This is a genomic window from Amycolatopsis albispora, assembly GCF_003312875.1.
Lineage (GTDB): Bacteria > Actinomycetota > Actinomycetes > Mycobacteriales > Pseudonocardiaceae > Amycolatopsis > Amycolatopsis albispora.
Map to the genome: position 1 here is coordinate 3,521,280 of NZ_CP015163.1, position 17,365 is coordinate 3,538,644.

General features: G+C 71.2%; 17 protein-coding genes. 5 read left to right on the forward strand and 12 right to left on the reverse strand.

Annotated elements, in window-relative coordinates; all coding sequences use genetic code 11:
* Positions 1-71: 71 nt before the first annotated feature.
* Positions 72-1,496, forward strand: coding sequence for an MFS transporter (locus tag A4R43_RS16360; protein ID WP_236809059.1), 1,425 nt, complete (start codon positions 72-74; stop codon positions 1,494-1,496).
* Here A4R43_RS16360 and A4R43_RS16365 read toward each other — a convergent pair.
* The 7 genes from A4R43_RS16365 to A4R43_RS16390 all read right to left on the reverse strand — a co-directional run bounded on the left by A4R43_RS16365 (position 1,462) and on the right by A4R43_RS16390 (position 6,981).
* Positions 1,462-1,815, reverse strand: a complete 354-nt coding sequence (locus A4R43_RS16365; protein ID WP_113693114.1) for a DUF3817 domain-containing protein — start codon at positions 1,813-1,815, stop codon at positions 1,462-1,464. The genes A4R43_RS16360 and A4R43_RS16365 overlap by 35 nt on opposite strands.
* A gap of 3 nt (positions 1,816-1,818) precedes the next feature.
* Positions 1,819-2,214, reverse strand: coding sequence for a hypothetical protein (locus tag A4R43_RS16370; protein WP_113693115.1), 396 nt, complete (start codon positions 2,212-2,214; stop codon positions 1,819-1,821).
* A gap of 286 nt (positions 2,215-2,500) precedes the next feature.
* On the reverse strand, positions 2,501-3,328 hold the full coding sequence (locus A4R43_RS16375) for a lytic transglycosylase domain-containing protein (RefSeq protein WP_113693116.1): 828 nt from the start codon (positions 3,326-3,328) through the stop codon (positions 2,501-2,503).
* Positions 3,329-3,443: 115 nt separating this feature from the next.
* Positions 3,444-3,929 carry a helix-turn-helix transcriptional regulator gene (locus tag A4R43_RS16380; RefSeq protein ID WP_113693117.1) on the reverse strand — a complete coding sequence of 162 codons (486 nt, stop codon included), beginning with the start codon at positions 3,927-3,929 and terminating at the stop codon, positions 3,444-3,446.
* 332 nt (positions 3,930-4,261) lie between these two features.
* The gene (locus A4R43_RS43305) at positions 4,262-4,429 is read right to left on the reverse strand and encodes a hypothetical protein (RefSeq protein ID WP_205215355.1); all 168 of its coding nucleotides are present in this window, start codon (positions 4,427-4,429) and stop codon (positions 4,262-4,264) included.
* Positions 4,430-4,688: 259 nt separating this feature from the next.
* The gene (locus A4R43_RS16385) at positions 4,689-5,831 is read right to left on the reverse strand and encodes a CaiB/BaiF CoA transferase family protein (RefSeq protein WP_113693118.1); all 1,143 of its coding nucleotides are present in this window, start codon (positions 5,829-5,831) and stop codon (positions 4,689-4,691) included.
* 1 nt (position 5,832) lies between these two features.
* Positions 5,833-6,981: an acyl-CoA dehydrogenase family protein gene (locus tag A4R43_RS16390; RefSeq protein ID WP_113693119.1), complete on the reverse strand. Its 1,149-nt coding sequence runs from the start codon at positions 6,979-6,981 to the stop codon at positions 5,833-5,835.
* A gap of 106 nt (positions 6,982-7,087) precedes the next feature.
* Here A4R43_RS16390 and A4R43_RS16395 point away from each other — a divergent pair, with 106 nt between their 5' ends.
* The 4 genes from A4R43_RS16395 (at position 7,088) to A4R43_RS16410 (ending at position 10,868) form a co-directional block, all read left to right on the forward strand.
* Positions 7,088-7,690, forward strand: a complete 603-nt coding sequence (locus A4R43_RS16395; protein ID WP_113693120.1) for a TetR/AcrR family transcriptional regulator — start codon at positions 7,088-7,090, stop codon at positions 7,688-7,690.
* 82 nt (positions 7,691-7,772) lie between these two features.
* Complete coding sequence (locus tag A4R43_RS16400) at positions 7,773-8,687, forward strand: hypothetical protein (protein ID WP_113693121.1); 915 nt, start codon at positions 7,773-7,775, stop codon at positions 8,685-8,687.
* 150 nt (positions 8,688-8,837) lie between these two features.
* Positions 8,838-10,448 (forward strand): succinic semialdehyde dehydrogenase, encoded by a 1,611-nt coding sequence (locus tag A4R43_RS16405; RefSeq protein WP_113693122.1) that lies wholly within the window; start codon positions 8,838-8,840, stop codon positions 10,446-10,448.
* A gap of 21 nt (positions 10,449-10,469) precedes the next feature.
* A complete protein-coding gene (locus A4R43_RS16410; RefSeq protein ID WP_113693123.1) occupies positions 10,470-10,868 on the forward strand; it encodes a RidA family protein in 399 nt (132 codons plus the stop codon).
* Between the two features lie 240 nt (positions 10,869-11,108).
* Here A4R43_RS16410 and A4R43_RS16420 read toward each other — a convergent pair whose 3' ends face one another.
* The 5 genes from A4R43_RS16420 to tesB form a co-directional block, all read right to left on the reverse strand.
* Positions 11,109-14,114 (reverse strand): helix-turn-helix transcriptional regulator, encoded by a 3,006-nt coding sequence (locus A4R43_RS16420; RefSeq protein WP_113693124.1) that lies wholly within the window; start codon positions 14,112-14,114, stop codon positions 11,109-11,111.
* 71 nt (positions 14,115-14,185) lie between these two features.
* Positions 14,186-14,368, reverse strand: coding sequence for a hypothetical protein (locus A4R43_RS16425; protein ID WP_113693125.1), 183 nt, complete (start codon positions 14,366-14,368; stop codon positions 14,186-14,188).
* A gap of 158 nt (positions 14,369-14,526) precedes the next feature.
* The gene (locus A4R43_RS16430) at positions 14,527-14,733 is read right to left on the reverse strand and encodes a DUF397 domain-containing protein (RefSeq protein ID WP_113693126.1); all 207 of its coding nucleotides are present in this window, start codon (positions 14,731-14,733) and stop codon (positions 14,527-14,529) included.
* A gap of 12 nt (positions 14,734-14,745) precedes the next feature.
* Positions 14,746-15,609: a helix-turn-helix domain-containing protein gene (locus A4R43_RS16435; protein ID WP_113693127.1), complete on the reverse strand. Its 864-nt coding sequence runs from the start codon at positions 15,607-15,609 to the stop codon at positions 14,746-14,748.
* Positions 15,610-16,425: 816 nt separating this feature from the next.
* Positions 16,426-17,331, reverse strand: coding sequence for an acyl-CoA thioesterase II (gene tesB / locus A4R43_RS16445; RefSeq protein WP_113693128.1), 906 nt, complete (start codon positions 17,329-17,331; stop codon positions 16,426-16,428).
* Positions 17,332-17,365 lie beyond the last annotated feature (34 nt).

Consider the following 17,365-nt stretch of genomic DNA (forward strand, 5'->3'; position numbering starts at 1 on the left):
ACCCCACGGCTAACCGGACAATCTCTCCGTTTAGCTTTCCTGGGGTTCCCGCATCCACTTTGGAGACATCCGTGTCCACCTCCACGCTTCCGGCACCACCGGCCGCCCGGCCCGGCCTGGCGCTGGCCACCGTGCTCACCACGCAGCTCATGCTGGTCCTCGACGTCACCGTGATGAACGTGGCGCTGCCCGGCATCCAGGCCGAACTCGGCTTCAGCCCGACCGGGCTGTCCTGGGTGATCACCGCGTACAGCCTGGTCTTCGGCGGGCTGCTGTTGCTCGGCGGCCGCGCGGGCGACCTGTTCGGCAGGCGGCGCCTGTTCCTGGGCGGCGTGGCCGTGTTCACCGCCGCGTCCCTGCTCGGCGGGCTCGCCGACTCGGCGTTCTGGCTGGTCGCGGCCCGTGTGCTGCAGGGCGTCGGCGCCGCGGCGGCCGGGCCGAGCACGCTCGCGCTGATCACCACGACGATCACCGAACCAGCCGCGCGCACCAGGGCGCTGGCCCTGTTCACCAGCATGTCCAGCGGCGGGTTCGCGGTCGGGCTGCTGGTCGGCGGCCTGCTCACCGACTGGTTCTCGTGGCGGGCGGCGTTGTTCATCAACGTGCCGTTCGGCATCGCGGTCTGCCTGCTCGCCGCGCGGTTCGTGGTCGAACCGCCCCGCACCCGCGCGCGGCTCGACCTGCCCGGCGCGCTGCTGGCCACCCTCGGCATCGGGGCGCTGGTGTACGGCTTCAACCACGCGGCCACCGGCGGCTGGACCGCCGCGATCACCGTGCTCGGCCTGGCCGCCGGGCTGGTGCTGCTGGCCGTTTTTGTGCTGGTCGAACTGCGCACGCGGCAGCCGCTGATGCCGTTGTCCCTGTTCGCCGACCGCGACCGCGCCGCGGCCTACCTGAACTTCTTCTTCGGCCCGATGGCGATGATGTCGATGTTCTACTTCCTCACCCAGTTCATGCAGGAGCTGGGCGGGTTCGGCCCGCTGGCCACCGGGTTCGCCTTCCTGCCGATGGCCGGCGCGGTGTTCGGGCTGAGCCGGCTGGTGCCGCGGCTGCTGCCCCGGTTCGGGCCGAAGGCGCTCACCGTCACCGGGTGCCTGCTGATGGTCGCCGGGCTCGCCTGGCTGACCCGGCTGAGCCCGGACACCGCCTACTTCCCCGGGCTGTTCGGGCCGCTGCTGCTGATGGGGCTGGGCGCGGGCACCGCGTTCACCCCGCTCAACGTGATCATCATGGCGAGCGTGCGGCCGTCGGACGCCGGTGCCGCCGGCGGGGTGCTGCAGACCATGCAGCAACTCGGGACCACCGTGGGGCTGGCCGTGCTGGTGACCGTGTTCGGCGTGGCTTCCCGCGAGACGACCGGCGGGCTGCGGCTGACCACCGGCATGACCGCGGCGTTCACCGCGGCGGCGATCATCGCCACCGGCACGCTGCTGGTCGCGCTGACCTTCCGGCGGAAGGGGGTTACAGCTGCTCGCCAGCCAGCGTCTTCGCGGTGACCTTGCGCTCGACGACAAACGAGACGAACGGGACGCACCCGGCGAGCAGCACCCCGGCCACCGCCTTCCACGACCAGCGGGCCTTGATCGCCAGGTCGATGGTGAGCGCGGCGTAGACCATGAAGACCACACCGTGGATCGGCGAGTACACCGCCGACGGGCCGGGGTTGTCGAAGACGTAGCGCCAGATCATCACCACGACCAGGCCCAGCAGGCCGACACCGGTGACGTAGGCGGCCACGCGGAAGCGGGCCAGCGGACCGCGCAGCGCGGCCGCGCGCTCGGTGCCGTCCTTCGTGTCGTCTTGGGCGCTCACCATCTGCTACTTCCTGCTTTCTTCGTCGCGTGCCGCGAGTTCGGCGAGGTACGCGTTGTACGCCGCCAGTTCGGCGTCCTCGGGGTCCAGCGGCTGCTCGTCGGAAACCCGCGGCGCCGGGAGCCGGACCGGCTTGGGCGCGGGCGGCGGGGTGGCCTCCGTTTGGGTCCCGGCTTCGGCTTCGGCTTCCGCGCGCAGGCGGATCCGGCGGATGCGCCAGAACATGAAGGCCGGGAACAGGCCGAACAGCGGCCACTGCAGCACGTAACCCAGGTTCTGGAAGGTGCCGTTGGCCGAGGAGAACTTCTCCCACTGCCACCAGGCCAGCCCGCAGCAGAGCACCAGGCTCAGCAGGCAAACCCCGGCGATCGCCAGGCGCCGGGCGACGGGTGAGGTGGCCATGGACACGCTTCGACGCTAGCACCCCCGTCCGGGTGAGCCACCGCACACCTGGTCGCGATATGCCCGATTCGCCGGGCGCCGAGGTGTCACGAATGTGGCTTTCGGGACGTTCCGCGTCTCGAAAGCCACATTCGTGACATGCCCGCCTGCCCGAGGCAGAGCCCGGGCGCTCGCTCACTCGAACGTGGGGCTCGCCCCGCCCGCCAGGACACGAATGTGGCTTTCGGGGCGTTTTTCGCCCCGAAAGCCACATTCGTGTTCAGGACCGGGGCCGGGAGGCGCGAGGTCAGCTCGGGGCGACGGTGCGCGCGGACTTGGCATAGCCGTCCGCGAGGCCGAAGACCTTCTGCGCGTATTCGATCGAGTTGTTGTACGACATGATCCCGGCCCACCAGCCCTGCGCCGCGGACATGTCGCGCCCGCCCGCGCACAGGTAGCGCCCGGCGGCCAGCGCGGCGTCGTCGATCTGCTGCGGGTCGCCGACGCCGTCACCGTTGCCGTCGGAGTTGTACTTCGCCCACGTGCCGGGGATGAACTGCATCGGGCCGACCGCGCGGTCGTGCGTGGAGTCCCCGTCGAACCGGCCGCCGTCGGTGTCGCCGATCGCCTTGACGCCCGGCGAGCCGTCCAGCGGCACGCCGATGATCGGCTTCGACGGCAGGCCGTCGGCACCCAGCGCGGCCCCGCCGTACTGCCCGTGGTTCGACTCGATTCGCCCGATCCCGGCGAGCGTGGCCCACGACAGCTTGCAGCCGGGCAGTTCCGCCCGCACCGCCAGCTCCGCGTTGCCGTACGCCCTCAGCGCCCGCGCCGGCACACCCATCACCGCCGCCGCCCGCTGCGACCAGCCGGCCAGCAGGTCCTCACCGGACCGCTGCTGCGGCTGCCCCTGCTGCTGCGCCCCGCCGACCGAGGCGTCCACCGGGGCGAGCGTGCCCGGCTCCACCGGCGCGGCCTGCACCTGCAACGCGGGGATCTCGGTGGTGATCGGCCCGGCCTCGGGCACGCTGGCCTTGGCGACCACCCACACCCCGGCTCCGGCCACCGCGAGCACCGCGGTCACGATTCCCGCTCGCCCGGCGGCAGCGGCCACCCCGGCTCGGACCTTGGTCAACTCGCGAACCCTCCACCCACACCGACTTCGTCAGGACAACGACTCGGCGCAGGCTAGCGTTACGCACGCGCTTTCGCGGACGCGGCTCGCCAGCTGGGAACCTCGGCCAGCCGACTCAGCCCGCGTCGCGGCGCTGGCGGGCGAGCCTGGCCACGCACCACGCGGGCGCGCTGCCGCGGCGCAGGTGCTGCAGCACGGTCATCGGGCCGAGCCGCTTGCTCAGGTCGGCCGGGGTGAGCCCGGCCGCGCGGTAGTCCAGCGCGCGCTGGTCGAGCGGGCTGATCCCGGCGTCCCACCACTTCTCGGCTTCGGCCACCGGCCCGATCATCTGCCACCAGCCGGCGGCCGCGCTGAGCAGCTCCACCGGCACCTCCGGCAGCCGGTCGCGCATCGCTTCCACGTAACCGGGGTCGGCCGCCTCCAGCGGCGCCCAGCCGGTCGAACCGGTCCTCGCCCGCTGCCCGGGAATCCCCGGCGGGGCCTGCGGCATGTCGGCGAGCCACGCCGACGCGATCCGGTCCGCTTCGCGCTCCTCCGCGCTCTGCTCTCGCTCGGCGGCCCACTGCTGGATCAACGCGTCCACTCCGGGATCCCCGGTCATCCCTGCCTCCTTACCCATGCGCCGCGTTGGGTTCAGCCCGGGTCGAACAGCTGGGGGCTTTGTTCGAAACGGGGAGCCGACGCGGATCCATGAGAACCAGACGATCACGCAATGTGAGCACCGTAGGGGGCACGGCCCCGCTTCCGCCAGTGTTTGCCGCGGATGAATCGGTCTACCAGTGCATTAATCGTCGATATCCACCCGGATGGTCGAGCGATCCGCCCGAATTCTGGGAATGGTGACTAAGCGTGATTTCGCCCTATCCGGACACCACTTCGGCCGGCTCCGCGTCGCACACGCGGGGCCGGCCGAAGTGGACGGTTACCGGCGGGTCAGGCGAACAGGCTCTTCACGAAGGTCACGATGGCTTCGGCGCCCTCACGCAGCCAGCCGAGCGCGGTCTGCACCGCCTCCGCGGACTGCGTGGGCTGGGTGATCAGCAGGAACAACACGAGCGCCACGACGCCGACGAGCAGAATCTTCTTGATTTGCGGCGACATGGCTCCATCCTGGTGTACCCGGCGGCCACGCGGTCGGCGTCGCCGTACTCCAAAACCACCCTCGACCGTCATCCTGCCCCGCCCACACCCGATTCGAACAGGCTTTCACGCCAATGCGTACTGCCGTTCACGCCGAGTAGGTGACGATCTCCCACCCAGTGTAGAAGCCGGGCGGCCGATTACCCGGTCGGACACGCCCGGCACTCGATGGTGTACCGAGCTGACCGAGCGTGTTCCGAACACAGGCAGTTACCGCACGTTAACTAATGACTCCCGCACTCCGAAGCTGGTCCACTTCGGTCACTCCGTACTCCGCCAGCACCTCGTCGGTGTCGGCGCCCTTGTCGTGCGGGGCCTCCGGCGTCCCCGGCGGCGTCCGGTCGAACTTCGGCGCCGGCGCGGGCTGCACCACCCCGCCGATCTCGACGAAGGTGCCGCGTGCCCGGTTGTGCGGGTGCTCGGCCGCCTCCCACGGCGAGAGCACCGGGGTCAGGCAGGCGTCGGTGCCCTCGGCCATGGCCACCAGCTCGTCCCTGGTGTGCTTGCCGATCGCCGCGGTGAGGATCTCGCGCAGCCGCGGCCATTCGTTCTTGTCCACGTGCACCGGCAGCTCGGCCGGGTCCAGGCCGAGCACCTTGACCAGCTCCGCCCAGAAGCGCATCTCGATCGCGCCGACCGCCACGTACTTGCCGTCGGCGGTCTCGTAGGTGTCGTAGAACGGCGCGCCGCCGTCGAGCATGTTGTCGCCGCGCTCCCCCGGCCACACACCCGCCGCCCGCAGGCCGTGCAGGTGCGTGGTGAGCAGGGCCGCGCCGTCCACCATCGAGGCGTCGACCACCTGCCCCTTCCCGGACGAGGTCCGCTCGTACAACGCCGCGAGCACGCCCATCGCCAGCAGCAGGCCGCCACCGCCGAAGTCGCCGACCAGGTTCAGCGGCGGCACCGGCCGCTCCCCCGCCCGGCCGACCGGCTCCAGCGCACCGGCCAGGCCGATGTAGTTGATGTCGTGCCCGGCGGCCGGCGCGAGCGGGCCGTCCTGGCCCCAGCCGGTCATCCGGCCGTAGACCAGCCGCGGGTTGCGGGCACGCACCTGCTCCGGCCCCAGCCCCATCCGCTCGGCCACGCCGGGGCGGAAGCCCTCGATCAGCACGTCGGCGCGTTCGGCCAGCTTGAGCACCAGCTCCACGCCCTCCGGCGTTTTGGTGTTCACGCCGATCGTGCGCCGGCCGCGCATCAGCGGGTCGTACGCGAAGCCCAGCACGTCCTCGCCCGGTTTCGCGCGGTCCACCCGGATCACGTCCGCGCCGAGGTCGGCGAGGATCGTGCAGGCGAACGGCGCGGGGGCGAGCCCGGCCAGTTCGATCACCTTGAGCCCGGACAGCGGGCCGGTCTTGTCGGGCATGTCAGAGCGTCCTCGAGATGATTTCCTTCATGATCTCGCTGGTCCCGCCGAAGATCCGGGAGATCCGGATGTCCGCCCAGGCCCGCGCGATCGGGTACTCGGTCATGTAGCCGTAACCGCCGAACAGCTGCAGGCAGTCGTCGACCACCCGGTTGATCCGCTCGGTGGTCCACAGCTTCGCCATCGCCGCGCCCTGCACGTCCAGCTCGCCCTTGAGGTGGCGCTCGATGCACTGGTCGAGGAAGGCACGTGCCACCGCGGCTTCGGTGGCCGCTTCGGCGAGCTTGAACTTGGTGTTCTGGAAGTTGAAGATCGGCCTGCCGAAGGCGGTGCGGTCCTTGGTGTAGGCGATGGTCTGGTCGATCGCCGCCTCCATGCCGGCCACCGCGGTCACCGCGATGATCAGCCGCTCCTGCGGGAGCTGCTGCATCAGCTGGATGAAGCCCTGGCCCTCCTCGCCGAGCAGGTTCGCCGCGGGCACGCGCACGTCGTCGAAGAACAGCTCGGCGGTGTCCTGGCCCTTGAGCCCGACCTTGTCCAGCACGCGGCCGCGGCGGAAGCCCGGTGTGTCGGTCTCCACCGCGATCAGCGACACGCCCTGCGCACCGGCGTCCGGATCGGTCTTGCAGGCGACCACCACCAGGTCGGCGTGGTAGCCGTTGGTGATGAAGGTCTTGGCGCCGTTGAGCACGTACTCGTCGCCGTCGCGGACCGCGCGGGTCTTGATGTTCTGCAGGTCGGAGCCGGTGCCGGGCTCGGTCATCGCGACCGCGCCGACGAACTCGCCGGAGGCGAACTTCGGCAGCCACTCGCGCTTGCGCTCCTCGGTCGCGTAGTGCAGCAGGTAGTGCGCGACGATGCCGTTGTGCACCGTGACGCCCCAGGCGCCGTCCCCGCACCGGGCCTGCTCCTCGTAGAGCACGGCCTCGTGGGCGAACGTGCCGCCACCACCGCCGTACTCCTCCGGGATGGACAGCGCGAGCAGGCCGACCTCACCGGCCTTCGTCCACAGCTCGCGGTCGACCTTCTTCTCCGCCATCCAGCGTTCCTGGTTGGGCACCAGTTCCTTCTGGCAGAAGGTGCGCGCGAGGTCGCGGAAGTCCTCGAGATCGGGGTTGCTCCATGAGCTCTTCTGAATCTGCAGTGGCACGGCGGACCCTCCGGACTGGAAAACATGCCAATCGGAATGTAAGTTCTGCTCGGAATGTACATCTGGAGCCCAGGCCGGGTAAAGCCCGGCGGAACGGGGTTTCGCTGTGACCGGCACAACACACCGCACCCAGGCCGAGCGGCGGGCGCAGACGCGGACCGCCCTGCTCGACGCGACCATCGACTGCCTGGTGGACCTCGGCTACGCGCGCACCTCGGTGCAGGAGATCTGCGCCAGGGCCGGGGTGTCGAAAGGCGCGGTGCAGCACCACTTCTCGGCCAAGGCGGAGCTGATGGCCGCCGCCGTCGAGCACCTGACGAACCGGCTCAAGTCCGAGCTGGCCGCCTCGCTGGAGCGGCTGCCGTCGGGCGCGGACGGCATCCCGGCCGCGATCGACCTGCTCTGGGAGGGCTACTCGGGCACGCTGGCGACCGCGGTCACCGAGCTGTGGGTGGCCGCGCGCACCGACGACGAGCTGCGTGCGGCGATCCGGCCGGTGGACCGCGCGCTGGGGCGCTCCACCCTGGAGCAGATCTCGGTGGTGGCGGGCGAGCTGCCGCGTGAACGCGCCGAGGTGCTGTTCTGGCTGACCGTCAACCTCACCAGGGGGCTGGCGCTGGACGCCGAACTCGGCGGGGATCCCAAGCGGCGCAAGCAGTTGCTCGACGAGTGGAAGCGGATCGCGGTCCTGCTCTACGGGCACGGTTAGGTCTCGAAGGTCGCGCCGCGGCTACCCTCCGGCACTTTTCCCGCGATGGTGAGGACGTCCCCAGCATCGACAGGAGTCCTCGATGACCGTAGGCGCGACCCCGCCGCCCCCGGCGATGCCGCCGCAGTTCCAGCCGCACCACCAGCCACCGCCCCCGCCGCCGCGGCGGCCCGGCGTGCACGGCTTCTCCGTGGCGGCCGGCGTGCTCGCGCTGGTAGCCGCCGGCCTGCTGATCTTCGGCAGTTTCCTGCCCTACACCGAATACCTGATCGTCCACGACGGCGAGCAGAGCTTCTCCCAGCAGACCACCGGCTGGGAGTGGATCATGGACGAAAGCGGTGACAACGACGTCGCCTCGGCCTCCTTCGCCGAACCCGAGGGCGCGCACCCGCCGCGGTTCGGCATCGTGCTGACCGTGGCCGCCGCGATCCTGCTGATCGGCGCGTTCGTCACGGTGGCTTCGGCCGGGCGCGGCGCCAATCCCGGCGTGCGCGCGGGTTCCCGCCTGATGCTGAGCACCGCCACCGCGGGCGCGGTGGTCGCGGTGTGGATGGTCGCGCTGACCGCGACGAGCCTGGAAAGCATGGCCGTGACGGACGAAGTCGGCCGCGGCTCCTTCCGGACGGTGTACCACCTGGAGACCGGGCTGTGGGTGCTGATCTGCGGTGGCGGGGTGGCGCTGCTGGCGCTGGTGGTCGCCTGGCTGCCCGCGGCCGGTTCGCGTGCGGTGGCGGGCCCGCCGCCGGGGCCCGGTGTCCAGATGTTCGTGGAGCCGAGGACGCCACCACACGGGTTCGCGCCACCAGTGCCGCCGATGTCGCCGCCACCCGCACCGCCGCCCCCACCAGCGGTCCCGCCCGCGCCCGAGCCGTACATTTCGCCGTTCACCCAGGCGGCGGCGACCGAATCGCTGGACGCGAAACCAGCTGCCGAGGCCGAAGCCGGCAAAACCGAAGAGAAGACCGAAGAGAAGAAGGACGAGGAGCCGCCGAAGTAGCGCCCTCGCTGCCATGAACGGCCCGGGGTGGGCCGTTCATGGCACCCGCAACCAGAGTAACGTGAGTGCCTTTCACGTTCTACGGATTCGTTTCGCCTACCGCCGGTATGCTGTACTGACGGGTAACCTCGCCACGGAACGGAGTCGCTCATGACCAGCACCACCCCCGCGCCCACCGGACAGCAGTCCTCCCGGCCGAGCACGGTGGGCGGCGTGGTCGGCGCGCCTTCGGCCGCGCGGGCCGCCCAGCTGGTCCGCCGCGCCACCGGCGGAGCCGACCGCGCGCCGGCCGAAATCACCTCACCGTTCACCGGCCTGATCACCGCGTCGCTGCCGCAGGCGAACGACGCCGAGGCACGCGCCGCCTTCGCCGAGGCGAGGACGGCGCAGCGCGCCTGGGCGGCGGTGCCCGTGGCCGAGCGGCAGCGCATCCTGATCCGCCTGCACGACCTGCTGCTCGACCGGCAGGACGAGGTGCTCGACCTGGTCCAGGTCGAAGCGGGCAAGGCAAGGCTGGACGCCTTCGACGAGGTCAGCGGCTCGGCGCTGGTCGCGGCCTACTACGGCAAGCACAGCGCGCGGATCCTGTCCCCGCGCCGCGCGGCCGGGGTGATCCCGGTGCTCACCAAGGCCGGTGAGATCCGCCACCCCAAGGGCGTGATCGGCGTGATCACCCCGTGGAACTACCCGCTCGCGCTGACCGCGATGGACGTGCTGCCCGCGCTGGCGGCGGGCAACGCGGTGGTGCAGAAGCCCGACAACCAGACCTCGCTGTCCGCGCTGTGGCTGCACGAACTCGCCGAGGAGGCCGGACTGCCCGCCGGGGTGTGGCAGATCGTGCTCGGCCGCGGTTCGGCGATCGGCGACGCGCTGGTCGAAGAATCCGACTACCTCTGCTTCACCGGCTCCACGCCGACCGGCAAGCGGCTGGCCGAGCAGGTCGCCGGGCGGCTCACCGGCTACTCGCTGGAACTCGGCGGCAAGAACCCGATGATCGTGCTGCCGGACGCGAACCCGGCCAAGGCCGCGGCGGGCGCGGTCACCGCGTGCTTCTCGTCGGCCGGGCAGCTGTGCGTCTCGGTCGAGCGGATCTACGTCCACGAAAGCATTCGCGAGGAGTTCACCCGGGCCTTCGTGGCGAAGACCGAGGCGCTGCGGCTGGGTGCCAAGCTCGACCACTCCGCCGACATGGGCTCGCTGACCTCGGAGAGCCAGCTCGCGAACGTCACCGCGCACGTGGACGACGCGCGGGCCAACGGCGCGACCGTGCTCACCGGCGGGCACCCGCGCCCCGACCTCGGCCCGCTGTTCTACGCGCCGACCGTGCTCACCGACGTCACCCCGGCCGCGAAGGTGTTCGCCGAGGAGACCTTCGGCCCGGTGGTGTCGATCTACGGCTACACCGAGATCGACGACGCGGTGGAGCGCGCGAACGACACCGACTACGGCCTCAACGCGAGCGTGTGGTGCACCGACACGCGGGCGGGCGCGGCGGTGGCGGCCCGGCTGAAGGCGGGCACGGTCAACGTGAACGAGGGCTACGCGGCGACCTTCGGCAGCGTCGGCGTGCCGATGGGCGGGATGAAGGACTCCGGCGTCGGCCGCCGCAACGGTGCCGAAGGACTGCTCAAGTACACCGAGGCGCAGTCGATCGCGGTGCAGCGCGGGCTGAAGCTGCGCCCGTTCCGCGGGCTGCCGCCGAAGCTGTGGGTGAAGGGCATGACCGCGAGCATGAAAGCGTTGCGGCGCCTGCCCCGCTGACGCGGCCATAGGATGTCCGGCATGGCCGACATCGAGTTCTCCACGCCGGACACGCTTCCCCAGCCCAACGGGTACAGCCACGTGGCCAGCGTCGGCCCCGGCAGCCGATTGGTCTGGACCTCCGGCCAGGTGCCGATCGCCGCGGACGGCACCGTCGCGCCCGCCGGGGACTGGGCGGCCCAGACCCGCCAGGCGATGCACAACGTCGGCGCCGCCCTCGCCGCCGCGGGCGCGACCTGGACGGACGTCTTCAAGCTCACCTTCTACGTCGTCGACACCTCCGCGCTGGCGACGGTACGGCAGGTGCGGGACGAGTTCGTCGACACCGAACGGCCGCCGACCAGCTCGCTCGTCCAGGTGGCCGGCCTGGTCCGGCCGGACCTGCTGATCGAGGTCGAAGCGGTCGCGGCGATCGGCTGATGCCCTCTCGGCGCTCCAGCTCGGGGCGAGCGAGGACACACGGACGGGGTGGTCGAGCGCGACGGGTCCACTTTGTACTGCACGGCGGTGTTCCTCGATCCGGCGACCGGGTACGCGGGCAAGCACCGCAAGCTGGCCCTGACCGCCGGACCGTCCGGTGACCTGCTGGCCGGGCCACTACTCGCGGCCGGACGTCTTCTCGCTGACGGTCGACGAAACCCGGCGTCACCTCCGCCGGGACTAACCGGCCAGCAGACCGCGGTCCTTCGCGATAGCCACGGCTTCGGCGCGGCGGCTCGCGCCGAGCTTGGCCATCACGCGGGACAGGTGCACGCTGACCGTTTTCTCGCTGATGTACAGCTCTTCACCGACCTGCCGGTTCGTCCGGCCCAGCGCGACCCGCTCCAGCACCGCGCGTTCGCGGTCGGTCAGCGGGTCCACCACGTCACGCGGCGGCGCCTGACCGGGCAGCTCGACGCGGGCGCGGTGCGCGAGGTCGCGAATGCTGTCCCCGAGCGGTTTCGCCCCGAGCCGTTCCGCCACCTCGTACGCCTTCAGCAGTTCCGCCGCGGCGCGTTCGGCGTCGGCGGCTTCCCCGGTGCTCAGCAACGCCGCCGCGTACCGCTGCCGCGACACGGCCTGCTCGTAGACCGCGCCGTACCCGAAGGCGGCCACCGTCTCCGCCCAGGCAGCCGGGTCGAATCGCCCGTGCAACTCGGGCGCCTCGGCCTCCAGCCGCGCGCGCCACGCCCGGCCTTCCGGCCCCAGCGTGCCCGACCGCGGCTTGCCGTGCTCGAGGCAGGCGCGGCCGTGCGCCAGCAACGCCTCTCCCCTGGCCACCGCCTCGGCCTCGGCTACGGTGTCCCCGCGCACCCTCGCGGCCGCCGCCAGCGCCGAAGCGGACCGCATGCCCAGCACCACCATGCGCAACCCGCCGAGCAACCACGGATCGAACTGCTCCAGCCGCTGGATCGCGTCCTCGGCCCGGCGCAGCGCTTCGGCGTGCTCCCCGCGCCAGTACGCGAGATCGATGCCGACCGCGCCACCCGCGATCGCGATCAGGATGTCCGTGCGCCACTCCCCGCCCAGGCTCTCGACCATCTTCTCGGCCTCGGCGAGCCGTCCGCGCGCGGCCACGATGTACACCCACGACGCGGTCATCCTGGCCGCCACCGCGCTGGACACCCCTCGCCGCGGGCGCCCGTCCTCGGTCGGCCAGTCGCCGCTGACGTACCGCAGGTACAGGTGCCTGGCCCGCGCCTCCAGCCCGAACGAGCTCCAGGTGAGCCCGTTTTCCTTGGCGTAGTCGGCACTTTCGCGGTAGGCGGCGAGCGCTTCGGCTATTTCGGACTGTTCCTCGTAGCTGGACGCGAGGAAGTACCTGGCCCGCAGCCCGACGTTGAGGGCGCCCGCCTTCTCCGCCTTGAGCTGTGCTTGGCGCAACCGGTCGCGGGCCTCTTCGATGTGCCCCTCGGTTTCGGCGAGCGCGCCGAGCGTGACCAGCGCGTCCGCCTCGGCGCCGTCCGCGCCGACCGCGCGGGCGTCGGCCACCGCGCTCTGCGCGCTCCACAGCGCACCGGCGATGTCGTTGTCCCCGCGCTGGATGATCGCCCTGGTGGAGAGCACCCACGCCCGCGTGCGCGAGGCCTCCGCGCGCTCGACCAGTTCCCACGCCTTGCCGATGGCCTCCACCGACTCGTCCCACGTCCCGTCCAGCACACCGAGCACCTGGGCCAGCCGTCGCCACAGCGTGGCCGCGCGCTCGACGGACACACCGTCGTGGATGGCTTCGACGGCGCTGCGGGCGTAGGCGATCGCGCGCTCGGGCTCACCCGAAGTCCCGGCGAAGTAGGACGCCTCGCTGAGCAGCTTGATCTCGTCGACGCCTTCGGGCCGGTCCTTTTCCGGGACCGCGTCCCAGATGGCCAGCGCCTGCTCGGTGTGCTTGAGCGCGGACGCCGGCGCGCCGAGCCCCTCGGCTTCGGTGGCCGCGCGCTTGGACGCGGCCAAGGCCGTGGGCAGGTCGTTGCTCTCCAGGCTGTGGTAGGCCAGCAGCGCGTACCCACCGCGGGTTTCCGGTCTGCGCCGCAGGCGGTCCGCGTACTGGGCGTGGGTCCGCGTGCGCTCCCCCGGCAGCAGGTCGCCGTAGACGGCTTCGCGCAGCAGCGCGTGCCGGAACAGGTAGAACTTCTTGTCCACCACCAGAACGTGGTGCTGCACGGCTTCACGCAGCGCCTCGTCCAGCGCGAGTTCGTCCAAACCGGACAGATCGTTCAGCACGGCGTGCGAGACCCCGCCGTTGGCCACCGAGATCAGCCGCAGCACCCGGCGCGTCTCCGCGGACAGCCGCTCCACCCTGGACAGCAGCACCTCGGCCAGCCCGGTCGGCAGGTCGGAACCGTCGTCCCCGCACGAGGCGATCAGCTCCTCGAGAAAGAACGGGTTGCCCTGCGACCGCTCGATCAGCTCGGTGATCACCTCGGGTGACAGCGTGGACTCGGCCAGCGCGGCGACGAACTGGCGGGCGTCGGCCTCGGAGAACGGCGTCAGGTCGATCCGCTCCACGCTGGCCAGCCGGACCAGCTCGGACAGCAGCGGCCGCAGCGGGTGGCGCCGGTGCACGTCCTCCTCGCGGTAGCTGGCCACCACCAGCAGCCGCTGCGCGCGCAGGCGGGACAGCAGGAACGACAACAGGTTGCGGGTCGAGCCGTCGGCCCAGTGCAGGTCCTCCAGCAGCAGCACCACCGGGGTGCGCTCGGACAGCTCGGTGAGCAGGCCGAGCACCGCGTCGAACAGCTGGAGCTGGCCGAGGTCGCGCTCGGCCCGCACCGGGCCCATCGTCTCGTGGTCGCTGGCCGACACCGGCGTGTACTCCGCGCTCGGCGGCAGCACCGTGCCCAGCTGCGGCAGCAGCCTGCCGAGCGCGTGGCGCACGCGCAGCGCGTCGGCCACCGCGCTGTCCCCCGAGGTGGCCAGCGGGGTCAGCGCCTCGGCGAAGGGCAGGTAGGGCAGGCCGCCCTCGCGCACGTCCAGGCAGCGGCCGGTGAGCACCAGCGCGCCCCGGCTCGCCGCGTGCTCCCCCAGCTCCGTCAGCACGCGGGTCTTGCCGACCCCCGCGTCCCCCGACAACAGCACGGCGCCGGCTTCGTTGCGCTCGGCACGGGCGAGCGCGGCACGAAGCCGGCGCATTTCACTGGTCCGCGCGACGAGCGGGATTCCGGATCCGAGACGGGGCACGGTCTGCATTGTGGCCTACCCGCGGTCCCGGAGCCCTGTGGTTTTCGCTCGTGGCGTGGCGCCTGTGGCGCTCATCGCGGTTACGCGGCGGCGTCGTGCGACCCGTCCCGCTGCTGCGGTATGTGTACCCGTGGCTTGCTGCTCAGCCAGCGGTACGGCCTGGTCGAGCGCACCACCCTGGTCAGCCTGCCCGCGCGGCGCAGCTCGTCGGTGCGGTAGGCGACCTCGGCCTGCACGGCGTCCCACATCCAGTCGGTCCTCATGGCGTTCTCCTCTGTTCCCGGTCTCTTCTGCCGAGTCTCAGAGTCGTGCTGAGGGGTGCCCGCCGGCATCGGACGATCACGCAGTCCGGACACGACTCGGCCCCTTACTCCCGCCATGCCCCAGGGTCGGCGGGGGTAAGGGGCCGGTGCGGCTGGGTTCAGCTGGGGTCGAGGCTGCCGGCACGCGTGGCGTCCAGCAGCCCCTGCCAGCCCCGGGAGCTGAAGGAGAGCAGACCGCCCTCGACGTCCTTCGAGTCGCGGACGGCGGCGCCGTCACGGGTGAATGCGATTTCGACGCAGTCATTGCCACCACCGCTGTGGCTGCTCTTGCGCCATCGGGTCAGGAATTCAGGGTTCTCGGACATGGTCCCCACTCCTTACTTTGCTTGCTCCGCACCCAGCCGATCGGCCGACTCGGCGATGAGTTCGACCGAGTCATCCGGTTTCAAGGCAGTGGCACGCAGGTGATCGAACATGAGGGTATAGCGGCGCACATCATCCGGCATCTCCAGGTAAAGGCCGCTGGAAGTGCTGTCCACGTAAACTACGTCCGGATCTGCCTGCTCCGGAAAACCGAGGATGAGAAACGGTCCCTCCATTCCCGGATGAGCGCCCGCACCGAACGGCACCACCTGGAGCGTCACGTGCGGCAGCCGCGCCACTTCGAGCAACCGGGAAACCTGTTCCGCCATCACTTCGCACCCGCCGACCCGCCGGTGCAGCACCGCCTCGTCGATCACCGCCCAGTACTCCGGTGGTGAGGGATCGGTGAGCAGTTCCTGGCGGGCCATCCGCGCCGCGACCCGGCGCTTGAGCTCGGTCTCGTCGGCGTCCGGGCGCAGCGCGCGGATCACCGTCCGCGCGTAGCGCTCGGTCTGCAGCAGGCCGGGCACGAGCAGCGCCTGGTAGGCGCGCAGGGAGCTGGCGTCGGCTTCCAGGCCGACGAAGGTGCCGGTGAAGACCTCGTTGTAGGCGTGCCACCAGCCGCGCTTGCGGGCCTCCCTGGCGAGCTGGACCAGCGCCTCGCGCTCGTCGCCGACCAGGCCGTAGAGCTCCAGCATGTCGCGGACGTCGCGCGGGGTGACACCGACGTGCCCGGTCTCGATCCGGCTGATCTTCGACGCGGAGCACTCAAGCTTCTCGCCGACCTCGTCGATGGTCAGCTCGGCGGCCTCCCGGAGGCGGCGCAGTTCGCCGGCCAGCCGGCGGCGGCGAACGGTCGGCCCCTGTCCTCGCGCCACTGCCCCACCTCCACTGTGTTCCGCACTTGCCGATGTCCCAGTCATATCTAACCAGCCGCCCAGACTCGCCGTGATGAATTGACTACTTCAATTTCGCCCGCGTCCCCAGATGGTGGACTGCAAATTGCACATTGCCGTTGTACGCTCGCAGTGTGCTCCATTTCCGGGCCGGGAGCCAGTGCCTCGGGCAAAATTCGGAGAAGACCACTTACGGGGAGGGGTCGGGGACGCCGTGGGTCACCCTGAGCTGAACATCGTGAACCCTTTAGCCGCCATTGTGGAACTTCGGCTGACCGACCTCACCCGATCGGCGGGCACCGACGATCCGCAAGTCGCCGCCTGGGTAGCACGCCACGAAATCCCGGTTCTGGCCGACGCGTTGCGCGCGGTGCTCGCGGAGCACCGGACGGACGCCCGCGGCCGCTGCGTGGCGTGCCGGGGCCGCCGATGGCGCCGGTGGCGAAACCCTCACCCACCCGTGCCGTGTCGCGCTTACGTGGCAGCGCGGCTCGCCCTCGGAGACGGCCTCCCGGCGGAAATCACCCGCCCGGCGCAACGGCGACGACACCGCAAACGCCCGGCCGGGGGCGAGTAAGGCCCCTCGGAGACGCGCCCAGCCCGCCTGCTCGGGCAGCCCGACGCGACCATGCCGCCCTCCCAGGCGTGCCCCGAGTGTCACGAATGTGGCTTTCGAGACGTTTGGCGTCCCGAAAGCCACATTCGTGACACCCCACCGCCACAGCGGAGGCCACCGTGTCCGTCGAGGACGCCGTGTCCATCGAGGACGCTCGGCGGGTCAGCGAACGGCTCGGCGGCTCACAGGACGCGTAGCAGGCCTTCCTGCACCACCGTCGCGATGAGGGTGCCGTCGGCGGCGAAGAAGCGGCCGGTGGCCAGTGCCCGCGCGTTCGAGGCGGACGGCGACTCGGTGTCGTAGAGGAACCATTCGTCGGCCCGGAACGGGCGGTGGAACCACATCGCGTGGTCCAGGCTGGCGCCGAGCACCTTGTCCAGCTCCCAGTACGCGCCGTGCCTGGCCAGCGGGGAGTCCAGCAGGGTCATGTCCGACGCATACGCCAGCACGCAGACGTGCAGCAACTGGTCGTCCGGCAGGGTGCCGTCGGCGCGCATCCACACCTGGTTGCGCGTGGCCGGGCTCCCGGTACCGCGGGTGACCCACGGCGGGTCGTTGACGTAACGCAGGTCGATCGGCCGCGGCCGGCTGTGCAGGCCCTCCAGTGCGGGGTAACCCTCGATCCGCTCCTGCACGGTCGGCAGCGTCTCGGGCGCGGGCACGTCGGGCATCTCGTCGGCGTGCTCGATGCCCGGCTCCGCCTTCTGGAACGATGCCGACAACGCGAAGATCGCCTTGCCGTGCTGCACCGCGACCACCCGGCGGGTGGTGAACGAGCGCCCGTCGCGGATGCGGTCTACCTCGTAGACGATCGGCACCCGCGGATCACCGCCGCGGATGAAGTACGCGTGCAGCGAGTGCACCGTGCGCTCGGACGGCACCGTGCGCCCGGCCGCGACCAGCGCCTGCCCGGCGACCTGCCCGCCGAACACCCGCACCGGCGAGTGCGGCGGGCTGACGCCGCGGAAGATGTTCTCCTCGATCCGCTCCAGGTCGAGCAGGGAGACCAGGCGGTCGAGCACCACCTGGCCGCCCTGGCCGACGTTGTTGTCCAGCTCGGTGGCGGCGGCTCGGGCGACCTCAGTCATGCCGGAAACCCTATCCCGGCAAAGCACGCATCCG

Coding starts and splice junctions, on each gene's coding strand:
- A4R43_RS16365 (WP_113693114.1), bottom strand. CDS start 1,815: ATGGTGAGCGCCCAAGACGACACGAAGGACGGCACCGAGCGCGCGGCC.
- A4R43_RS16370 (WP_113693115.1), bottom strand. CDS start 2,214: ATGGCCACCTCACCCGTCGCCCGGCGCCTGGCGATCGCCGGGGTTTGC.
- A4R43_RS16380 (WP_113693117.1), bottom strand. CDS start 3,929: ATGACCGGGGATCCCGGAGTGGACGCGTTGATCCAGCAGTGGGCCGCC.
- A4R43_RS43305 (WP_205215355.1), bottom strand. CDS start 4,429: ATGTCGCCGCAAATCAAGAAGATTCTGCTCGTCGGCGTCGTGGCGCTC.
- A4R43_RS16385 (WP_113693118.1), bottom strand. CDS start 5,831: ATGCCCGACAAGACCGGCCCGCTGTCCGGGCTCAAGGTGATCGAACTG.
- A4R43_RS16400 (WP_113693121.1), top strand. CDS start 7,773: ATGACCGTAGGCGCGACCCCGCCGCCCCCGGCGATGCCGCCGCAGTTC.
- A4R43_RS16405 (WP_113693122.1), top strand. CDS start 8,838: ATGACCAGCACCACCCCCGCGCCCACCGGACAGCAGTCCTCCCGGCCG.
- A4R43_RS16410 (WP_113693123.1), top strand. CDS start 10,470: ATGGCCGACATCGAGTTCTCCACGCCGGACACGCTTCCCCAGCCCAAC.
- A4R43_RS16420 (WP_113693124.1), bottom strand. CDS start 14,114: ATGCAGACCGTGCCCCGTCTCGGATCCGGAATCCCGCTCGTCGCGCGG.
- A4R43_RS16425 (WP_113693125.1), bottom strand. CDS start 14,368: ATGAGGACCGACTGGATGTGGGACGCCGTGCAGGCCGAGGTCGCCTAC.
- A4R43_RS16430 (WP_113693126.1), bottom strand. CDS start 14,733: ATGTCCGAGAACCCTGAATTCCTGACCCGATGGCGCAAGAGCAGCCAC.
- tesB (WP_113693128.1), bottom strand. CDS start 17,331: ATGACTGAGGTCGCCCGAGCCGCCGCCACCGAGCTGGACAACAACGTC.